The sequence below is a fragment of the Microbacterium sp. ARD31 genome, assembly GCF_031844425.1.
In genome coordinates this window covers 12,980-32,208 of sequence record NZ_JAUZVE010000050.1, presented here as the reverse complement: position 1 = coordinate 32,208, position 19,229 = coordinate 12,980, and the positions used below count along the sequence as shown (strand labels likewise).

General features: G+C 70.2%; 18 protein-coding genes, 1 tRNA gene and 1 pseudogene. 16 read left to right on the top strand and 4 right to left on the bottom strand.

Features of this window, described 5'->3' with window-relative positions; all coding sequences use genetic code 11:
- Positions 1 to 19 precede the first annotated feature (19 nt).
- Genes Q9S36_RS43665 through Q9S36_RS43650 form a run of 4 tightly spaced genes read left to right on the top strand, consistent with a single transcriptional unit; the run spans position 20 to position 4,011 of the window.
- Positions 20 to 1,975: a glycosyltransferase gene (locus Q9S36_RS43665; protein ID WP_311291020.1), complete on the top strand. Its 1,956-nt coding sequence runs from the start codon at positions 20 to 22 to the stop codon at positions 1,973 to 1,975.
- Complete coding sequence (locus tag Q9S36_RS43660; RefSeq protein ID WP_311291002.1) at positions 1,972 to 2,304, top strand: STAS domain-containing protein; 333 nt, start codon at positions 1,972 to 1,974, stop codon at positions 2,302 to 2,304. Before Q9S36_RS43665 ends, Q9S36_RS43660 begins: the two co-directional genes overlap by 4 nt.
- Positions 2,297 to 2,707 (top strand): ATP-binding protein, encoded by a 411-nt coding sequence (locus Q9S36_RS43655; protein WP_311291001.1) that lies wholly within the window; start codon positions 2,297 to 2,299, stop codon positions 2,705 to 2,707. Before Q9S36_RS43660 ends, Q9S36_RS43655 begins: the two co-directional genes overlap by 8 nt.
- A complete protein-coding gene (locus Q9S36_RS43650) occupies positions 2,704 to 4,011 on the top strand; it encodes a PP2C family protein-serine/threonine phosphatase (RefSeq protein ID WP_311291000.1) in 1,308 nt (435 codons plus the stop codon). Before Q9S36_RS43655 ends, Q9S36_RS43650 begins: the two co-directional genes overlap by 4 nt.
- 3 nt (positions 4,012 to 4,014) lie before the next feature.
- Here the strand turns inward: Q9S36_RS43650 and Q9S36_RS43645 are convergent, their stop codons facing one another.
- Positions 4,015 to 5,265 carry a glycosyl hydrolase gene (locus Q9S36_RS43645; RefSeq protein WP_311290999.1) on the bottom strand — a complete coding sequence of 417 codons (1,251 nt, stop codon included), beginning with the start codon at positions 5,263 to 5,265 and terminating at the stop codon, positions 4,015 to 4,017.
- A 187-nt stretch (positions 5,266 to 5,452) separates the two neighbouring features.
- On the opposite strand from Q9S36_RS43645, the gene Q9S36_RS43640 reads away from it, so the two are divergent.
- The 6 genes from Q9S36_RS43640 to Q9S36_RS43615 all read left to right on the top strand — a co-directional run bounded on the left by Q9S36_RS43640 (position 5,453) and on the right by Q9S36_RS43615 (position 10,179).
- Entirely contained in the window at positions 5,453 to 6,439 is a 987-nt protein-coding gene (locus Q9S36_RS43640) for an NADP-dependent oxidoreductase (RefSeq protein ID WP_311290998.1), read from the top strand.
- A gap of 99 nt (positions 6,440 to 6,538) precedes the next feature.
- A complete protein-coding gene (locus Q9S36_RS43635; RefSeq protein ID WP_311290997.1) occupies positions 6,539 to 6,883 on the top strand; it encodes a hypothetical protein in 345 nt (114 codons plus the stop codon).
- A gap of 82 nt (positions 6,884 to 6,965) precedes the next feature.
- The gene (locus tag Q9S36_RS43630; protein WP_311290996.1) at positions 6,966 to 7,685 is read left to right on the top strand and encodes a phosphatase PAP2 family protein; all 720 of its coding nucleotides are present in this window, start codon (positions 6,966 to 6,968) and stop codon (positions 7,683 to 7,685) included.
- 47 nt (positions 7,686 to 7,732) lie between these two features.
- Positions 7,733 to 8,602, top strand: coding sequence for a metal-dependent hydrolase (locus Q9S36_RS43625; RefSeq protein WP_311290995.1), 870 nt, complete (start codon positions 7,733 to 7,735; stop codon positions 8,600 to 8,602).
- Between the two features lie 39 nt (positions 8,603 to 8,641).
- Positions 8,642 to 9,793: a mannose-6-phosphate isomerase, class I gene (manA, locus tag Q9S36_RS43620; protein ID WP_311290994.1), complete on the top strand. Its 1,152-nt coding sequence runs from the start codon at positions 8,642 to 8,644 to the stop codon at positions 9,791 to 9,793.
- A 35-nt stretch (positions 9,794 to 9,828) separates the two neighbouring features.
- Positions 9,829 to 10,179, top strand: coding sequence for an ATP-dependent DNA ligase (locus Q9S36_RS43615; RefSeq protein WP_311290993.1), 351 nt, complete (start codon positions 9,829 to 9,831; stop codon positions 10,177 to 10,179).
- Between the two features lie 171 nt (positions 10,180 to 10,350).
- Here Q9S36_RS43615 and Q9S36_RS43610 read toward each other — a convergent pair.
- Positions 10,351 to 10,653: pseudogene (locus Q9S36_RS43610) on the bottom strand (hypothetical protein); the annotation flags it as partial.
- A 103-nt stretch (positions 10,654 to 10,756) separates the two neighbouring features.
- On the opposite strand from Q9S36_RS43610, the gene Q9S36_RS43605 reads away from it, so the two are divergent.
- Positions 10,757 to 11,842, top strand: coding sequence for an FUSC family protein (locus Q9S36_RS43605; RefSeq protein WP_311290992.1), 1,086 nt, complete (start codon positions 10,757 to 10,759; stop codon positions 11,840 to 11,842).
- 18 nt (positions 11,843 to 11,860) lie between these two features.
- On the opposite strand, the gene Q9S36_RS43600 is transcribed toward Q9S36_RS43605, so the two are convergent.
- Positions 11,861 to 13,264, bottom strand: a complete 1,404-nt coding sequence (locus Q9S36_RS43600; protein ID WP_311290991.1) for an aspartate aminotransferase family protein — start codon at positions 13,262 to 13,264, stop codon at positions 11,861 to 11,863.
- Between the two features lie 156 nt (positions 13,265 to 13,420).
- On the opposite strand from Q9S36_RS43600, the gene Q9S36_RS43595 reads away from it, so the two are divergent.
- A complete protein-coding gene (locus tag Q9S36_RS43595; protein WP_311290990.1) occupies positions 13,421 to 14,569 on the top strand; it encodes an ROK family transcriptional regulator in 1,149 nt (382 codons plus the stop codon).
- A 1-nt stretch (position 14,570) separates the two neighbouring features.
- On the opposite strand, the gene Q9S36_RS43590 is transcribed toward Q9S36_RS43595, so the two are convergent.
- The gene (locus Q9S36_RS43590; protein WP_311290989.1) at positions 14,571 to 15,587 is read right to left on the bottom strand and encodes a diacylglycerol kinase family protein; all 1,017 of its coding nucleotides are present in this window, start codon (positions 15,585 to 15,587) and stop codon (positions 14,571 to 14,573) included.
- An 84-nt stretch (positions 15,588 to 15,671) separates the two neighbouring features.
- On the opposite strand from Q9S36_RS43590, the gene serS reads away from it, so the two are divergent.
- The 4 genes from serS (at position 15,672) to Q9S36_RS43570 (ending at position 19,229) form a co-directional block, all read left to right on the top strand.
- Entirely contained in the window at positions 15,672 to 16,961 is a 1,290-nt protein-coding gene (gene serS, locus Q9S36_RS43585) for a serine--tRNA ligase (protein ID WP_311290988.1), read from the top strand.
- Complete coding sequence (locus Q9S36_RS43580; RefSeq protein ID WP_311290987.1) at positions 16,958 to 17,866, top strand: HAD-IIB family hydrolase; 909 nt, start codon at positions 16,958 to 16,960, stop codon at positions 17,864 to 17,866. Before serS ends, Q9S36_RS43580 begins: the two co-directional genes overlap by 4 nt.
- A 464-nt stretch (positions 17,867 to 18,330) precedes the next feature.
- Positions 18,331 to 18,630, top strand: coding sequence for a GIY-YIG nuclease family protein (locus Q9S36_RS43575; protein WP_311290986.1), 300 nt, complete (start codon positions 18,331 to 18,333; stop codon positions 18,628 to 18,630).
- 514 nt (positions 18,631 to 19,144) lie between these two features.
- Positions 19,145 to 19,229, top strand: a tRNA-Ser gene (locus tag Q9S36_RS43570).

Genomic DNA, 19,229 nt, shown 5'->3' with positions numbered 1-19,229 from the left:
GCTCGCATCCCCCGGACGGATGCTTGCGCTGCGCATCGTGATCCTGCTCACCATCGTCCTCGGCGGCAACTACCTGCTGTGGCGGTGGACCGCATCGCTCAACTGGGACGCGTGGTGGATCGCCGTGCCGCTCGTGGTCGCCGAGACCTACAGCTTCATCGACGTGTGCCTGTTCGGCCTGACGATGTGGAGAGCGAAGGGCCGACCCGCACCGCCCCCGCCCGACCCGACGGCGACGGTGGACGTCTTCATCACCACGTACAACGAGCCGATCGAACTCGTCATGACCACGGCCCTGGCAGCCCGGAAGATCTCCTTCCCGCACCGGACGTGGATCCTCGACGACGGCAGCCGGCCCGAGATGCGCGAGGCAGCCGAGGCGGCCGACCTCGGCTACATCACGCGTTCATCGGCGTGGGACGACCGGCCCCGGCACGCGAAGGCGGGCAACCTCAACAACGCCCTTGAGGTGACCACGGGCGAGTACATCCTGATCCTCGACGCCGACCAGATTCCTCGCCCTGACATACTCGACCGCACGCTCGGCTACTTCCGCGACGACAAGGTCGCGCTCGTGCAGACTCCGCAGGTCTTCTCGAACGTCGCCACCGGTGACCCGCTCGGCAGCCAGGCGCCGCTCTTCTACGGGCCGATCCAGCAGGGCAAGGACGGCTGGAACGCCGCGTTCTTCTGCGGCTCGAACGCCGTGCTCCGACGCGACGCGCTCATGCAGCTGGGCATCGTGGGCTATGTGCGCGAACTCGACAAGCGCATCGCGCGCGCCCTGCCCGCAGCCGCGCGGGCGGTCACGAAGGCGTCGTCCCACCCCGCGGCGAAGGACCCGACGGTGCGCGCTGCACTCGACGACGTCGCCGCCGCGATCGGCGACGCGCGTCGCGCGCTCGACGCCGGTGAGCCGGTGGCCTCGGTCACGTACGCCCTCGGTCGTCGGGTGGATGCCGCGAGCCTGTCGCTCGTGGCCTCGGACGTCGCCGAGGTCGAGCGCGACCTGGCCGAGATCCGCGCGCTGGCGCTGGCGAGCACGTCGGACGACCCGGACGCCGATGTCGACGTCGAGCGGATCATGGCCGCCCTGGTCGAGCAGGACCTGTCGCCCCTCAACGCCCTCGAATCGGTGCAGGCGATCCTGCAGGACATCACGATCGACCGCCCTGGCGAGGCGCAGCCGATCATGCCCCTGGCGACGATCTCGGTCACCGAGGACATGGCCACGTGCATGCGCCTGCACGGGCTGGGCTGGAAGAGCGTCTACCACCACGAGCTGCTGGCCGACGGCCTCGCCCCCGAGGACCTCGGCACGATGCTGACGCAGCGGCTGCGCTGGGCGCAGGGCACCATGCAGGTCTTCCTGCGCGAGAACCCGCTGGTCCAGCGCGCGCTGACGATCCCGCAGCGGCTGATGTACTTCGCGACGATGTGGAGCTATCTCAGCGGCTTCGCCGCCGTGGTCTACTTCGCCGCGCCGATCGTGTTCCTCGTTCTCGGCATCCTCCCCGTCGACACGCTCTCGTTCGACTTCTTCATCCGGTTCATCCCGTTCATGGTCGTCAACCAGCTGCTGTTCCTCGTCGCCGCGCGAGGAACCCCGACCTGGCGAGGTCAGCAGTACAGCCTGGCCCTGTTCCCGGTGTGGATAAAGGCCTGCAGCACCGCGTTCGAGAACGTGGTGCTGCGCATCCCGCTGGGGTTCGCCGTCACCCCCAAGACGCGTCCGCAGAGCACGGGACCGCAGTGGCACCTCATCCGGGTGCAGCTGGTGGTGATGGTGCTGCTGGTGTTGGCGATCATCATCGGATGTGTCAATCTCTTCCTGAACGACGCCGAGGTGCTCGGGACCGCGGTCAACATCGCGTGGGCGATCTTCGACCTGGTGGTTCTGAGCGTGCTGTTCAGCGCTGCCACGTACCGCGGCTTCACTCCCGAAGACGCCCCCACCGACGAGAGGACGCCGTGAAGTTCGAGATCGAGAAGGCCCGCCGAGGAGTCGCCATCATCCGTGGAGCCGGCAAGCTCAACATGGTCAGCGCGCCGGACCTGCGCGCAGCGGTGCACAGCGCCGTGGAAGACCAGTTCACCCGCATCGTCGTCGACCTCAGCAAGATCGACTTCATGGACTCCTCCGGGCTCGGTGCCCTCGTGGGCTCGCTGAAGACCGCTCGGCAGGCGGGCGGAGATCTGCGCATCGCAGCGCCCAGCGCCCAGGTCACCATGGTGCTGCAGCTGTCGAACCTCGACCGGGTCCTGGCGAGCTTCGACACCGCCGAGGACGCCTACCGTGACTGAACGCACGCTGGTGTTCCGCACTCCGCCGGACGGAGTCGACGTCGTGCACGACCGGCTCGCCGCGCTGTGGAGCGAGTTCCCCGGGGTGAGCGACACCGACCGAATGATGTTCGAGACCGCCCTCATCGAGCTGACCAGCAACATCGTCCAGCACGGCAGCTCCGACACCACGATCGTGTGCCGCCTCGACCTCGACGCCGACGACGACGCGCTCCGGGCAGTGCTCGTCGACACCGCCGAGCCGCCGCGCATCGACATCGAGGACGCGACCATGCCGGACGAGCTCGCCGAGTCCGGACGCGGCCTGGCGCTGATCTCGGCCATGGTCGACGAGTTCCGGCTGGAGCGCGACGGCGGCAGCAACGTCTGGACGATCGTCAAGACGCGTTCAACGCCGTCATGACCTCTGCCCCTCCGCCGACGCGGACGGTTGCCGTGCCGGGAGTGGACTCGCTCGCGATGGCAGCCATCGCGCTCGGCGAGCGGTCGGTCCTCATCAAACAGCTTCCCGTGCTCGCGCTGTTCACCGTCGCGGCCGTGCTGAGCATGGCGGTGCCGACGATCTCGATCTCGAGTCCGGTCGCGTTCGCGGCGGCGATCGCGATGATGCTGGCCGCGACCGTGCTCGCGGCGGTCTTCCACCGCATCGACGTGTCGGACCGGGCGGTGCTGCTCGTCCCGGCGATCGATTTCGCCGTCGTGGGGGTGCTGAGGTTCGCCACTGGAGAGAGCGCGTCGATCTTCTCGTCGCTGGCGATCCTTCCCGCGGTCTGGATCGCCGCCATGCCCGGACGCCGATTCGTCGTCTGGGCGTTCCTGGGGGTGGCGCTCGGCCAGCTCGTGCCGTTCCTTCTCGGCTCGAGCCTCGAGGAGAACCCGAACGAACTGGCCCGCACCGTCTTCTCTGCCGTCGCGTTCGGTCTCGCGGCGGCCATCGTCAACGACCTCGCCCGCGTCGCCAGGCAGCACGTGGCCGACATCGCCTCGCGCGAGCGGTCGACCCTGCTCGAGCTGGAGCACGCGTCCACGGTGCAGCGCGCGCTGCTGCCCAAGGCCGGTACGCACGTGGCCGACTTCGGTCTCGCCGCGGTGTGCGTTCCTTCTCGGGCGATCGGCGGCGACTTCTTCGACTGGTACCACACGGGTGGAGGCACCGCGTTCACGGTCGGCGATGTGATGGGAAAAGGCGTCGGCGCGGGGATCATCGCCGCCACCGTGCGCGCGGTCGTCCGCAGCGCCCGAGGCGAGCGCGACCTCTCGGTCGCCGTCGAGCGCGCCTCAGAGGCGCTCGCCGCCGATCTCGGCGACGCCGGCGCGTTCGCCACCCTGTTCCACGCGCGCGTTGATCCGCTGACCGGGGTGGTCCGCTACGTCGATGCCGGGCACGGGCTGAGCATCGTCGTACGCGCCGACGGCACGTGGACGCGTCTGCCGTCCCGGAACCTCCCGGTGGGCATCCCCGTCGACGAACCGTGGGTCGTGGAGGAACTCGAGCTCGCAGCATCCGAAGCCCTCGTCGTCTGCAGCGACGGCGTCCTCGAGTTGTTCGAGGGTGATGTCGGGGCACTCGGCCGGATCGCCGACCTCGTCGCCGCCGAGCGCAATGCGGATGCCGTCGTCGGTCGGATCCGCGCGCTCGCCCGCGACAGCGACCCCGACGACGACGTCACGGTGCTGGTGCTGCGCCGCGACGCCGGTGACGCCTGACCGCTACTGGCGGCGCTGCGCCAGGGCGGCTGTGAACGCCGTCGCCGACGCCGCGGAGCTGTCGATGCGCCAGTCGGTCTCTTTGTCGTGGTGGAACCACACGAACCCGACGATGTCGGGCTGAGCGGCGAGGTACGACACCAGCGTGGTGTTCCAGTCCGCCTTCGACCCGCCCGCCTCGGCCGAGGCGGTCTCGGCGATCATGATCGGCTTGCCGGGTGCGATGGTCCGCAGCTCGCTCAAGCCGCCTGCGAAGAGGGCCTCGGGGGCCGTCCACGAACTCCAGGTGGCCGACGTGCCCCAGTTGTACCCGTCCAGTGCCACGACATCGACGTAGGCGTCACCGGGGTAGAGGCCGGTCAGAGGCACGGATCCCGTGTACGGGACATTCGGGCTCCACACCCACCTCACGTTCGTGGCGCCCTGTGAGGTCACCACGTCGTGCACGTGGCGCCACGCCGCGGCGTACGATCCGGGCGCGTTGCCGTTCACACCCTCCGCCCACGGGTACCAGTTGCCGTTCATCTCGTGGGCGTAGCGAACGTACACGGTGCCGCCCCACGCGGCCAGCGCCGTACCCCACTCCCGCAGGTACGCGTCATGGTCGCCGGCGGCGACGCGCGCGTTGGAGTAGGCGGACTGGGTCACGCCGCCGCCCCACCGCCAGGGCTCCCACGTCAGCATGCTGTCGGCGCCGCGGGCTGCGACACTGTCGAGGCCCGTGGTCGGTGCCGGCTGGCCGAAGTCGTGATACGACATCACGATCGACGGATTCTCGCCCGCGACGGCCGCGACGGCGTCCAGTTCGGCGTTCGCCGTGGCGCCACCGGGCGTGGTGACCCCGAACCGCAGGGCTGCCGTCTCGGTCGGCGGGGTGTCGGGCTGACCGGTCACGGTGAAGGTCGCGGCGGCCGACGTCCGACCGACCGTGGCGGTGACGGGGAGGGTGGACGCCGTTCCCGAGGGGATCGTCACCGTGGCGGTGAAGTAACCCGATCCCGTCGTCGTGACGCCGACCGTCGTGGTGCCCGCCGTGACGGTTCCGGAGGACTTCTTCGGAAACCGAAGTCCGGTCACGGTCACGGTCGTTCCCGCAGGTCCCGAGCTGGGGGAGAGGGTGATCTCGGCAGTGCTGGACGTCGAGGGCGGGGCGGCCGCCGCCGGTCCGGCAGAGGCCAGGGCGCCGGCGATCGCCAGCATGCAGGTGAGAAGCACGGCGGCGACGAGCCGCAGGTGCCGGATGCCGGCGGTCATGGGTCACTCCTGAAGAAAAACGGGTCACGGAAACGCGGGGGGTTTTGCTTCGGGCGGTGTGATCAGAGTGCACGGCGCAGGGTCGCGGGTCAAGTGCGGTTCTGCCTCCGAGGCAGATCATCCGTATCGAGCCCCGCCCGCTGATACCTCGCTACCCTTTTCACTAGCCGAACTAGTGAGGTGCATCGTGGCGAAGAAGCACGAACAGACCTCGGTCGTCGAGTACGACCGCGTGGGAGACACCGACGTCCTCGAGGTGCGTCAGCATCCGCTCGCGCCTCCGGGGGACGGCGAGGTGGTGGTCGAGGTCATCACGTCGGGGATCAACCACATCGACGGATTCATCCGCAGCGGCACCGAGACCGAGTGGGAGGAAGCATGGCCCCGGCGGTCGGGCAGCGACTTCGCCGGCATCGTTTCGGCCGTCGGGCAGGGTGTCACGCGTTTCCGGGTGGGCAGCGAGGTGATCGGGCACGTCCGGTCGGGCGCGCACGCGACCTTCCTCACGGTGCCCGCGGCGGCGCTGGTGGCCAAGCCGAAGACCGTCTCGTGGGAGACCGCCGGCAGCCTCTACCTAGCCGGCGTCACCGCCCTCGACACCCTCGACGACCTGCGCATCAAGAAGGGTGACGTCGTCGTGATCTCGGCGGCCGCCGGCGGGGTCGGCAGCATCGAGGCGCAGATCGCCAAGCACCTCGGGGCGGTCGTCATCGGCACCTGCGGCGACCGCAACTTCGACTACCTGCGGCAGCTCGGCATCAAGCCCGTGCGCTACGGGGACGGCATGGCCGACCGCATCCGCAAGGCGGCCGGGGCGCCGGTCACGGCGTTCATCGACAACTTCGGCCAGGACGGTCGAGACCTCGCCGACGAGCTCGGCGTGCCGGAGGAGCGCTACCGTTCGAGCGCGGATCGCCGCGACGTCGAACTCCGCCTGCTGCGGGACGACCCCGAGGAGCTCGCGCGGCAGACCGCGCAGCTGGAACGCCTGACGCACTTGGCGGAGCGCCGGGCATTCACGGTGCTGATCTCGGGTTTCTACCCCCTCGGCGACATCGCGGAGGCGTATGCCGACTTGAAGAAGCTGCACTCCCGCGGCAAGGTCGTCCTCGCCACGCATCCGGTGACGACCTACCGCAGCCTGAAGGCGCGCGACATCCACGAAGCCAGCTGACGGCGCTCGGAGCTCCGCTAGATCACGCCTCCGCCGACCTGTCAACCCCCGGGGTGACAGGCGGGTGCACGAGGCAGTATCGGTGGCGGAGGTTCGAAAATGTCGCTCATTGAGGTCGAAGACGACCGGTTCACCGGAGATCGGGACGAGAGCGCCGGGGATCGGGCCGAGGGTTCACTTCATCAGCTGGAGTTCCAGCCGCTCGACGACTGTTCCTGGCGCCTGTGCGATCGCACGCTCGCCGCCGACCACCCGTCAAGCGTGGTCGCGTATGTGGAAAAGGTGCCCGACGGCCTGTCCGTCGTCTGGCTCGTCGGTCCCCGCACGCCGCGGACGGCGCTGTCGCTGGAAGAGGTGCTCGCCCACGCGGTCGAGCGTCTGTCCGAGCCGGTGAGCGCCGGTCCGCGTCGCCCGACGCACATCCCTCACCGCCAGCCGTGGTGATCCAGGCCGGGCGCGCCTCGGCCGGGCGCATTCCTTCGCGCCGATCGACGCCGCGAGACGCGGTGCCGTCTACGCTGGCACCGTGAGCCCGGCTGACGAAGAAGTACCAGAGGCGCCCTCCGAGGCGCCGCTGACCGATCCCGACGCGCGCCGCAACGTCGCCCTCACCACCGGGGTCGCGGCGACCGTGGCTTTCGTGATCTGGCGTGTCGTGGTCGCCCTCAACGGACATGAGCCGCTGCCGATGGACATGTGGTGGCAGGACCTCATGGTGTCGCTCCGCAGCGATGTGTGGTTGGTTCTCGCCTGGATCCCCGCGATCGGCGGCGGCACCGTCGCCATGATCGTCATCCTCATCGTCAGCGTGCTGCTCTTCCTGTGGCGGAAGCGGAAATGGGATGCCGTGAACATGGCATCCGCGATCATCCTGGTCGTGGCGATCGGCGCCCCCATGGCCGCCGTCATCGCCCGCGAGCGTCCTGAGGGCTCGCTCGCCGAGAGCGTCGACACGTCATTCCCCTCGGGGCATACCGCCGTGGCGACCACCTTCACCATCACCCTCGCCCTGCTGCTGCGGAAGTGGTGGCTGTGGCTGGCGGGGGCCGTCTGGGTCATCTGGATGATGTGGAGCCGGACCTACCTGAGCGCGCACTGGCTGAGCGATGTCTTCGCCGGTTTCTTCGAGGGGGTCGCGGTCGCGACGATCGTGTGGTGTGCCATCGAGGCGCTGCGAGACCGCCGCGCGAAACGACATCTCGCCGATCCGTCGCGGCCCGGCGAGCTCCCCGAGAGCGTGCGCTGATCCATCCACCGGGGCCGGCGCCCACGCTCGCGGGTACCGTTTAAGGCATGCAGCTCTCCGAGACCCTCGTCACCTACCCGGGCGGCGCCACCGAGTCCGACGGCATGGTGATCGCGGTGCAGTCGCTGCCCGACGGCAGACAAGCGGTCGTGCTCGACCGCACCGCGTTCCATCCGGTCGACGCGCACTGGCCCGATCAGCTCGCCGACCGCGGACACCTGCGCCTGGCAGACGGGACCGCCATCCGCATCGAGGACGCGGTCGTCGCGGGTTCCGACGGCGCAGAGCTGCTGCTCGGCGCGGACGTGCCGGTGCGGACCGGGACGGCGGGGTGGGTCTTCGTCGTCGCGCATGTCGTCGCCGGTGACGCCCCTGTCGCGACGGGAGACGCCGTCACGGTGGTCGCCGACGCCGACCACCGCCGTCGCCTGTCGCTCGGGCACACCGCGTGCCACCTCGCCTCGCTCGCCCTCGACCGGGCGCTCGCCGACGCGTGGAGCAAGGACGTTCCCCCCGATGCGCTCGGCGCCCCCGGATTCGACGCCCTGGCATGCACGTCGTCCCGCATCCTCGAGAACGGCTCGGTCGACACCTACCGCGTCGGCAAGTCGCTGCGCCGCAAGGGGTTCGACGCCGCCGCGTTCGACGACCCGGCGGCACTCGCCGCGCGGGTCGAAGAGCAGCTCGCGTCCTGGATCGCCACCGGTGCCGAGGTCCGCGTCGACGTCGAGGGCGATTCCCTCACCGCGCGCCGGGCATGGGTGTGCGCGCTGCCGGGCGGCGACGCCATGATCCCCTGCGGAGGCACGCACGCGCACAGCCTCGCAGAACTCGGCCACGCACATGTCCGGTTCGAGGTCGTCGACGTGCCCGGCGCCCGCGAAGTCGTCATGCACACATCCGTCACATCGGAGTGATATCAACGAACCGGCATCGACCGTGACGGAAGGACGTCCATGACCGCTCACCTCGCCGAGATCCGCGGTGTCGTCCGCGACTACGCCTGGGGCACACCGGGCGGGATCTCCCGCGCCCTCGGGATGCCGGCGTCCGACGCGCCCGAGGCCGAGCTGTGGCTGGGCTCTCACCCGTCGGCGCCGAGTCGCTTCCACGAGTCGGCGAGATGGGCCGATCTGGCGGACTGGGAGCGGAGCGAGGGCACCCGCGTGCCGTTCCTGCTGAAGCTGCTGTCGGCGGCATCCCCGCTCTCGCTGCAGGCGCACCCCACCCCCGAGCAGGCGGCCGAGGGGTTCGCACGGGAGGAGGCTGCGGAGATTGCGCGGGACGCCCGGGAGCGCAACTACAAGGACCCTCACGCCAAGCCCGAGCTGATCGTCGCGCTCGAGGACGGCTTCGAGGCGCTCTGCGGATTCCGGCCGGTCGCCGAGACGCTCGCGGTCATCGACGCCCTCGCCGCCGAGGCGACCGACCCCGAACCGTTCGCCGTCTGGCGCGACCGCCTCGCCGCGGCAGAGGGGATCCGTGCGGCCTTCGAGGATCTGCTCGCCGGCAGGCCCGGCGTGCAGGCGCTCGTGGCGCAGATCGCCGACATCGCCGGACGCCTGCCCGGACGATTCGAACCCGCCGGTCGCATCGCGACGGAGTACCCCGGCGATCCGGGCATCGCGATCGCGCTCATGCTCAACCACGTCACGCTCCGCCGCGGCGAAGCGCTGTGGCTTCCGGCGGGCAACATCCACGCCTACCTGTGCGGGACGGGCGTCGAGCTCATGGGCCCGAGCGACAACGTCCTGCGCGGCGGTCTCACCCCCAAGCACATCGACATCCCCGAGCTCACGCGCGTGCTCGACTTCACACCCGGACCCGCGCCGTACCTGCCGCCGATCTCGCTCACCCAGCACGCGGTGACCTATCGGCCCCGCTCGCTGGCCACGGGCTCCGACGTGCCGTTCGAGCTGATCGAGGTCACCGCCGATGACACCGTCGCCACGACCGGGCCCGCGATCGGGCTGCTGGTCGACGGTGCGTTCACCATCGAGGTCGACGGCGAGACGATCGAGCTCGAGCGCGGCCGAGCTGTCTTCGTCTCGGATGCCGCCACCCTCGGCATCCGCGGATCGGGACGCCTCTTCGTCGCCACCGTCTGATCGGCCCGGGGGGACGCTCGGGCTATGCTCCAGACATGGGCAGGTTCATCTACGACACCATCGGCAACGCCATCGACATCGAAGATCGGACCCTCGCGCACCTTCGCATCGTGATGATGAACAAGCTCCGGCGTGGAGAGTCCTTCATGTTCGACGTCGAGGTCGGCGATGGCACGGGGCGGCGCAGCTTCTGGATGCACGCATCTGTCCCCATGCAGTTCCACTTCTACGGCAGCCGTCCGCCGCGCATCAATCGCGCATGGGTGGACGAGATGATGATCGCCGCGAGCGGTCCGCACGGGCTCACGATCGTGCCCGAGCCCACGGAAGAAAGGGAGAAGCCGGCGAACGGCGCAGCCTCCGAAGAGGCTGCCCCTACGGGCTGATCAGGCGCTTCGGGGCTTGCGGGGGCTCGGCAGTGCGCTCGAGACGTCTGCCTCGTTAACCGTGAGCTGGTCGACCTCGAGGTTGTCGATCTGCACGTTGCCCAGACTCACGTCCGACCCCTCGATGGACGCGTTGGTGGCCGCGGTCTGATCGTCGACGGCGACCGGACCGGTGTCGAAGTGCTCGGCGACCAGCATGATCCCGCCCGACGAGGTGGCCGAGTTGGCGAGCTCCTCGATCCACTGACGGCTCAGCTCGGTGGGTTCGGGGGTGTCGAAGACGAACCTCAGCGGAATCGACGGGTGCAGCCAGATCGTGCTGCGACCGCGCGGCTGGTCGTCGGGGTGTGTCCACGACAGGGTGAACGTCTCGTTGCGACGCAGCTTGGTCGCGATGACGACCTTCAGGTGCGCCAGCGCGCGATCCTCGATGTTGATCGGAGTGTCCGACCCGCCGTAGTAGATGGTTCCCACGACGTTCACAATAGCCCGCTTCTCGTCGAGCGCATGGCGCGGTATGACGTCTGATTCCGGACACCGCCCCCTGCTCGGCTACCGTGCTGGAGGAGGGGGGCACGTGAACAGCGCGATCGGCGGAGCGAGCCCGCATCGGCGAGGACCCGCCGTGGCCGTCGACGCGGTCGCCAGTCTCTTCCGGCTCGCGCCCTCGCGCGGCCCCCGCTGGCCGGTGGCGACGCAGGCCGCGATCTCGATCACGGTCCCGATCGCGGTGATGTCACTCGTCGGGATGCCGCAACTCGGCTTCCAGGCCGCGGCCGGTGCCTTCACGGCCCTCCATGTGTCGAGCCTGCGCCCGCGGGAGCGCGCGAAGGTGCTGCCGTTCGTCGCGCTCGTCCTCGTCGCGGCGACCGCCGTCGGGATCGCCGCCGGCGGGTCGATGCTGTGGACCCTCATCGGACTCGTGGTGACGACGATCGCCGCGAGCGTCTTCGTCTACGGCTTCGCGCTCGGTGCTCCCGGTCCGCTGTTCTTCGTGCTGGTGTTCGGGCTCGCCGCGCACATCACCGCGACGGTTCCCGATGTCGATCCGGTCGTGTTCCTCATCGCCGTGGCGGCCGGATGCTGCTTCTCGTACCTCGTCGCGCTTACGCCGCTCCTGCGCTCACACGTCAGGCGCGAGCCGGCGCGCGCGCTGCGCGAGATCATGCCGGGGCCGGTGTGGGACGAGAAGGCGCTCACCCTCCTCGTCCGCGCGTCCACAGTTGCTGTCGTGGGGGCGGCGCTCGGGGTCGTGGTCGATCCGGAACGGGCGTACTGGATCGTCAGCACAGGCGTTGCGGTCGTCGGAATAGCCGTGGAGCGGCGGGTGACGGTGACCCGGGGACTGCACCGCATGGTCGGAACCGTCGCGGGTGCGGCGATCTATCCGCTGCTCATCCTCGTTCCGTGGGGAGGGGTGTGGCTCGCCCTCCTGCTCGGCGGCCTGCAGTTCCTCATCGAGCTGGTCGTCGTGCGTCACTACGCGCTGGCGCTGCTGTTCATCACCCCGCTGGTGCTGCTCATCACCGGCGCCGCCACCGGCGACATCGGCTCGGCGGCCGTCGCCGGCGAGCGCATCGTCGACACGATCGTCGGATCAACGGTCGGTGTGCTCACGGCCGTGCTGCCGCGGATCGGCGGGCGCGGCATCCGCTCGTCGTGACCGACGGCGCCCCGGGGGTCAGAGGCGCGCCCACGCCTCGGTGAGGACGCTGCGGAGGATCTGCTCGATCTCGGTGAACTCGCTCGGGCCGATCGTGAGCGGCGGTGCGAGCTGGATGACCGGGTCGCCGCGGTCGTCGGCGCGGCAGTAGAGCCCTGCGTCGAAGAGCGCCTTCGAGAGGAAGCCGCGCAGGAGGCGCTCGGACTCGTCGTCGTCGAAGGTCTCCTTCGTCGCCTTGTCCTTCACGAGCTCGATGCCGAAGAAGTAGCCGTCGCCGCGGACGTCGCCGACGATGGGCAGGTCGGTGAGCTTCTCGAGGGTCTGGCGGAACAGCGGCGAGTACTCGCGTACGCGCTCGGGCAGTCCTTCCTCTTCGAAGATATCGAGGTTCTCCATCGCCACCGCCGCCGAGACCGGGTGTCCGCCGAAGGTGTAGCCGTGGTAGAACGCCCGGTCGCCGTGGGCGAAGGGCTCGTAGATGCGGTCGCTGACGACGGTGCCGCCGAGCGGGGAGTACCCGCTCGTGACCGCCTTGGCGAACGTGATCATGTCGGGCTGGTACCCGTATGCGTCGCACGCGAACATGTGGCCGATGCGGCCGAAGGCGCAGATCACTTCGTCCGACACCAGCAGGACGTCGTACTTGTCGCAGATCTCGCGCACGCGCTGGAAGTACCCGGGCGGGGGAGGGAAGCAGCCGCCGGAGTTCTGCACCGGCTCGAGGAAGACCGCCGCGACGGTGTCGGGGCCCTCGAACTGGATCATCTCCTCGATGCGGTCGGCGGCCCATACGCCGAACTCCTCGAGGCGCGAGGTGGGCGCGCCCATGTCGGCGGCCCGGTAGAAGTTGGTGTTCGGGACGCGGAAGCCCCCGGGAGTGAGGGGCTCGAACATCTCCTTCATCGCGGGGATGCCGGTGATCGCAAGCGCACCCTGCGGCGTGCCGTGATAAGCCACCGAGCGCGAGATCACCTTGTGCTTGGTGGGCTTGCCCTGCAGCTTCCAGTAGTACTTGGCCAGCTTGAACGCGGTCTCGACGGCTTCGCCGCCGCCGGTCGAGAAGAAGACCTTGTTGAGGTCGCCCGGGGCGTAGTCGGCGATGCGGTCGGCGAGCTCGATCGCGGCGGGGTGGGCGTACGACCAGATCGGGAAGAACGCCAGCTGCTCGGCCTGCTTGGCGGCGACCTCGGCGATGCGCTTGCGGCCGTGCCCCGCGGCGACGACGAACAGGCCCGCCAGGCCGTCGATGTAGCGCTTGCCCTTCGAGTCCCAGATGTGGTGGCCCTCGCCCTTGACGATGATGGGCACGCCGGGGCCGTCGGTCATCACGGACTGCCGGGCGAAATGCATCCACAGGTGGTCCTTGGCCATCTGCTGCAGTTCGGCCTCGGTGCGGGCTGCTCGTTCGGTGATCGTCGACATGCTGCCTCCCAGGGGCGTCGCTCCCGACGATACCCGCGGCCCCGGCATCCGGTCATGGACGGTTCGTCCGGATCGGGCGCGGCGCTCGCCGGACTGTGTGTCGGCGTGATTCGTCGGATGCCGCAACATATGCCCCACCCGCTCTAGAGTGGGCGCGTGGCGGAGGTCGAAGGCGTGCGGCAGCGGAACCTGTCGCGTCTGCTGCGCATCGTGCATCTGGACGGGCCCCTCTCGCGCGCGGCGCTGACGGGCGCGACCGGTCTGAACCGGTCGACGATCGCGGATCTGGTGGCAGAACTCGAGGGCGCGGGGCTCGTGATCGAACGGGCGCCCGACCCGTCGCGTCGCGTCGGTCGGCCGTCGCCCGTGGTCGCCGCCGACCCACGGGTCGTCGCCGTCGCCGCCAACCCCGAGGTCGACGCCCTCACGCTCGGCGCGGTCGGGCTCGACCGTGAGATCCGGGTGCGGGAGCGCATCGAGGTCGACCACCTCCTCACCCCGGACGAGACCGCCCGGCTGATCGCCGACCGCATCGTGCAATGGCGTGGGGGGCCGCTTGCGCAGGCCCGCATCGCCGGGGTCGGGCTCGCCGTGCCGGGGCTCGTCCGTGCGGTGGACGGGCTGGTCCGCAACGCCCCGCACCTGGGATGGAACGACGTCCCCGTCCGCGACCTGGTGTCGGCGGCGACGGGCCTTGCGACCACGGTCGGCAACGACGCCAGCCTCGGCACCCTCGCCGAGCACCTCTTCGGCGCCGCGCGCGGCATCGACGACGTCGTCTACCTCAACGGCGGTGCGAGCGGTATCGGCGGAGGCCTCATCGTGCAGGGGATGCCGGTGGGTGGCGCCGGCGGATACTCCGGCGAGTTCGGCCAGAACCGTCCCGGCATCGCCGCCGCCGCCGACCGACGGGCCGACGACGGCACGCTCGAGGACGAGGTCAGCCGCGCGCGCCTTCTCGCGGTGGCCGGTCTCACGACCGCCGACGAGCCCGCTCTCGCCGCAGCCCTGGGTGCGGCCGGCCCCGCCGCGCGCGACGAGATCGACCGGCAGCGACGCATCCTCGCCACCGCGCTGGCCAACGCCGTCAACGTGCTGAACCCCTCGGTCGTCGTGCTCGGCGGATTCCTCGCCACGCTCGCCGACGACGACCTTTCGGGGCTCACCGCGCTCGTGGCCGTGCAGGCGATGCCGGCCAACATGGAGGACCTCAGCATCCGCGTCGCCAGCCTGGCGGAGGACCGCCTGCTCATCGGCGCCGCCGAGTCGGCGTTCGCCGAGCTCCTGCGCGCCCCCGCCGCCTGATTCAGCGGGGCAGGCGGTGACCTTTCGGGAGGGCGATGGTCAGGGCCCCGGGGTCGACGCGCACCGTGATGTGGACGGCCTCGCCGAACTCGTCGCCATCGAGCTGGACCGGATGCGCGCCCTCGGCCGCGCCGACCTCGACGGCCGTGCCCCGGGAGTAGAGCACCGAGCTGTCCTTGGTGCGCAGGGCCAGGATGCGGCGCCCCCCGCGGAAGCGACGGAGCACGCTGTTGTCCCACGCCACCCGCCGCCACACGAAGATCCAGCCGAGCGGACCCTTGGGCTGGAAGATCACGATGTCGAGCTGACCGTCGGCGATCGAGGCCTCGGGGATCAGCTCGAGCCCGGCCGGCAGCGAACCGCAATTGGCGAACAGGATGCTCTGCACCCGGGTCGAGTGCAGGCGGTGCCCGACGATCTGGTAGACGACGCGGAACGGCCGGGCGTTGACCAGTGAGCGGGCGGCGCCGTCGACGTACGCCACCCAGCCGACCGTCTTCTTCAGCTGCGGGCTCGTGTTGGCGATCATCGCGGCATCGAGTCCCATACCGCCCATCACCACGAATGCGCGTTCTTCATACGAGCCGTCTGCGCGCCGCATGCCGGCGTAGCCGACGTCGATGGCGGCGCGGTCGCCCTCGAAGGTGCCGCGGATGACGCGCTCGCGATCCTCCATCGGCAGCCGCAGATTGCGGGCGAGAAGATTGCCGGTGCCGCTCGGCACGATCGTCAGCGGCACGCCGGTGCCCGCCATCGCCTCCGACACCGCCCTGACCGTGCCATCCCCGCCGGCGACGAGCACCGCGTCCGCGCCGCCGTCGACCGCCTGCCGTGCGACGCCGTCGCCGAGGTCTTCGGGGGTGGTCTCGAAGAAGGCCGGAGCATCCCATCCGGCATCCGCCGACGCCCGCTCCACCATCGCGCGCAGGCTCCGCTGTTCGACCTTGATGGGGTTGTAGACGAGCGCCGCGTGGCGTCGGGGTTCCGGCCCGTTCGAGGGGTCGGATGCGGTCGCCATGGGTACAGGCTACGGCCGAGCGGTCCGCGGATGCGGCGACCGCCCTCGCGGCATCCCTTCTCGGGCCGAGACTAAACTGAGCGGATGATCGATCCCGCCCTCCTTCGCGACAGTCCTGAGCTGGTCAAGCGCTCGCAGGAGGCGCGGGGGGAGTCGCCCGACACCGTCGACGCCGCGCTGGCCGCGGACCGCGAACGGCGGGCCGCCATCACCGCGTTCGAAGAGCTGCGAGCGGCGCAGAACGCCCACGGCAAGCGGGTCGCGCAGGCGCCGAAGGAGGAGAAGGCCGCGCTCGTGGCCGAGGCGAAGCAGCTCAGCGAGCGCGTCAAGCAGGCCCAGCACGCCGTCACCGCCGCCGAAGAGGCCTCGGACGAGGCCCTCGCCCGTATCGAGAACATCGTCATCGACGGCGTGCCCGCCGGAGGCGAGGACGACTTCATCACGCTGCGCACCCACGGGGAGCCCGTGGAGTTCGACTTCGAGGCGCGCGACCACCTCGCCCTCGGCGAACTGCTCGGCGCCATCGACATGGAGCGCGGCGCGAAGGTCTCGGGGAGCCGCTTCTATTTCCTCACCGGCATCGGGGCGCGACTCGAGCTCGCCCTCATGTCGCTTGCGCTCGACCGGGCGCTGCAGGCCGGGTTCACCCCGATGATCCCGCCGACGGTCGTGCGCCCCGAGGTGATGCGCGGCACCGGCTTCCTCGGGCAGCACGCCGCCGAGGTGTACCGGCTCGAAGAGGACGACCTGTACCTGGTCGGCACCAGTGAAGTGCCGCTGGCCGGCTACCACATGGGCGAGATCCTCGACCTCTCGCGCGGCGCCAAGCGCTACGCCGGGTGGTCGACCTGCTACCGCCGCGAGGCGGGGTCGCATGGCAAGGACACCCGCGGCATCATCCGGGTGCATCAGTTCAACAAGCTCGAGATGTTCGTCTACACGTCCATCGAGGATGCCGAGGCCGAGCACCTGCGCCTGGTCCAGCTGCAGGAGTCGATGCTCCAGGACCTCGGGCTGTCGTACCGCGTGATCGACGTCGCCGCGGGCGACCTCGGCTCGAGCGCGGCCCGCAAGTACGACGTGGAGGCGTGGGTGCCCACCCAGGGCGCGTACCGCGAGTTGACCTCCACCTCGAACTGCACGACGTATCAGGCGCGCAGGCTCGACATCCGGCACCGGCCGCCGGTCGAGGCGGGTGCCGCGACGGGCGGTGCGAAGACGCAGCCGGTGGCGACGCTCAACGGCACGCTCGCCACGACGCGCTGGATCGTGGCGCTGCTCGAGACCCACCAGAGGGCAGACGGGTCGGTGACGGTGCCCGAGGTGCTGCGCCCGTACCTCGGCGGACTCGAGGTCATGGAGCCGATCGCATGACCGAGGCGCACCTGCCGAAGACCGGCAGCATCAAGGTCGTCAAGCCCAAGAAGGCCGCGAAGCTGGTCGAGCGCGTCGCGCGCGACACCGAGGACCCCGAGAAGAAGGTCGAGCGCCTTCTCATCGTGCTCGACATCGACGGCACCGTCCTGCTCGAGGACGAGACGCTGAGCCCCGGTGTGGTCGGAGCCGTCGAGCACGCGCATCGCGCCGGCCACGAGGTCATGATCGCGACCGGACGATCGTGGGAGGGCACGCGCGGCATCCTTCGCGTTCTGGGTATCGCTCCCGAGTACGTCGTGTGCTCCAACGGCGCCGTCGTGCTGAAGCGCCGCAATGCCGACGACCTGGATTACGAGCGCTGGCACATCGAGACCTTCGACGCGTCGGAGGTGCTCGCCGATCTGCGCCAGCACCTGCCCGACGCGCGCTACCTCGTCGAGCTCCCCAACGGCGACCGCCTCTACACCGAATACCTCGACGACTGGAACCTCGTCGCCGCGCGCCGCGTCGCCTTCGACGAGCTCGGGAAGCAGCGGGTGTGCCGCGTCGTCGTCGTCGCGCCCGACCAGGCCGAGCAGGACTTCGTCGAGCTCGTCGACCGCATCGGCCTGAACCACGTGTCGTACGCGGTCGGCTGGACCGCCTGGCTCGACATCGCGCCCCTGGGTGTGGACAAGAGCACCGGACTGGAACGTGTGCGCACGGAGCTCGGGATCGACCCCGCGCACGTGCTCGTCATCGGCGACGGCCGCAACGACGTGGGCATGATGCGCTGGGCGGTCGAGAACGGCGGGCGCGCCGTGGCGATGCAGCAGGGGCCGCCCGAGGTGCACGACGCGGCGGGCGAGATCACCCTGTCGGTGCAGGCCGGCGGCGTCGCCGAGGTCCTCCGCCAGCTCTGACCCCGGGCGTTCGCTTCTGCTCGCTCCGCTCGCGGCCCGGTCGCTGAGCGAGGAGCGGAGCGCGCCTGTGGACGCCGCTTCGTCTCGCTGCGCTCGCTCAGCGCCCGGGAGGGGGCTGCGCTCGCTGTGCGACCGTGGGGCCGGTCGCTGAGCGAGGAGCGGAGCGACGAGACGAAGCGCGCCCGTTGACGCCGCTTCGTCTCGCTGCGCTCGCTCAGCGCCCGGGAGGGGGCTGCGCTCGCTGTGCGACCGTGGGTCCGGTCGCCGAGCGAGGAGCGGAGCGACGAGACGAAGCGCGCCCGTTGACGCCGCTTCGTCTCGCTGCGCTCGCTCAGCGTCCGGGAGGGGCCGCGCTCGCTGTGCGACCGTGGGTCCGGTCGCTGAGCGAGGAGCGGAGCGACGAGACGAAGCGCGCCTGTGGACAGGCCTGCGGTCTGCTCTGCGGCATCCCGTACCGTCCTGAGATGCCCTTCGTCTACATGCTCCAGTGCGCCGACGGGTCGTACTACACCGGCAGCACGATCGACCTCGAGCGGCGGCTCTCCGAGCACCAGTTCGGACAGGGGGCGGTGTACACGCGAGACCGGCGCCCGGTGGCGCTCGTGTGGCACGCCGAGTTCGACCGGATCGATGAGGCGTTCGGTTGGGAGAAGCGGATTCAGGGATGGAGCCGAGCCAAGAAGCGGCTGCTCATCGAGGGTCGGTACGCCGAGCTGGCAGGCTGGAGCGCCCGGCAGCGGGCCTGTCGTGAGCGGGACGGCTGAAGTGCGCTTCGTCTCGCTGCGCTCGCTCAGCGTCCGGAGTGACGCGCTCGCTCAGCGTCCGTTGGGCCCGGTCGCTGAGCGAGGAGCGGAGCGACGAGACGAAGCGTGTGGTGGGGACGCCGCTTCGTCTCGCTGCGCTCGCTCAGCGTCCGGAGTGGCGCGCTCGCTCAGCGTCCGTTGGGTCCGGTCGCTGAGCGAGGAGCGGAGCGCCTTATCCCGCGGTCGCTGAGCGAGGAGCGGAGCGACGAGACGAAGCGTGTGGTGGGGACGCCGCTTCGTCTCGCTGCGCTCGCTCAGCGTCCGGAGTGGCCGCGCTCGCTCGGCGTCCGGAGTGGCGCGCTCGCTCGGCGTCCAGGAGGGGCTGTGCTCGCTGTGCGACCGGGAGGGGCGGGCTTGCTCGGCGTCCGGAAGGGCGGGCGCGCCGTTCAGCGCGTCCACAGGCGTGGTGGCGAGAATGGGGTGTTCGTGCCGGTCGGATAGACTCGCCGTTCGACGGATGCTGCGGCATCCGCCGGGAGGGTTGTCCGAGCGGCCGATGGACCTGGTCTTGAAAACCAGTGGGCAGCAATGTCCCGTGGGTTCGAATCCCACACCCTCCG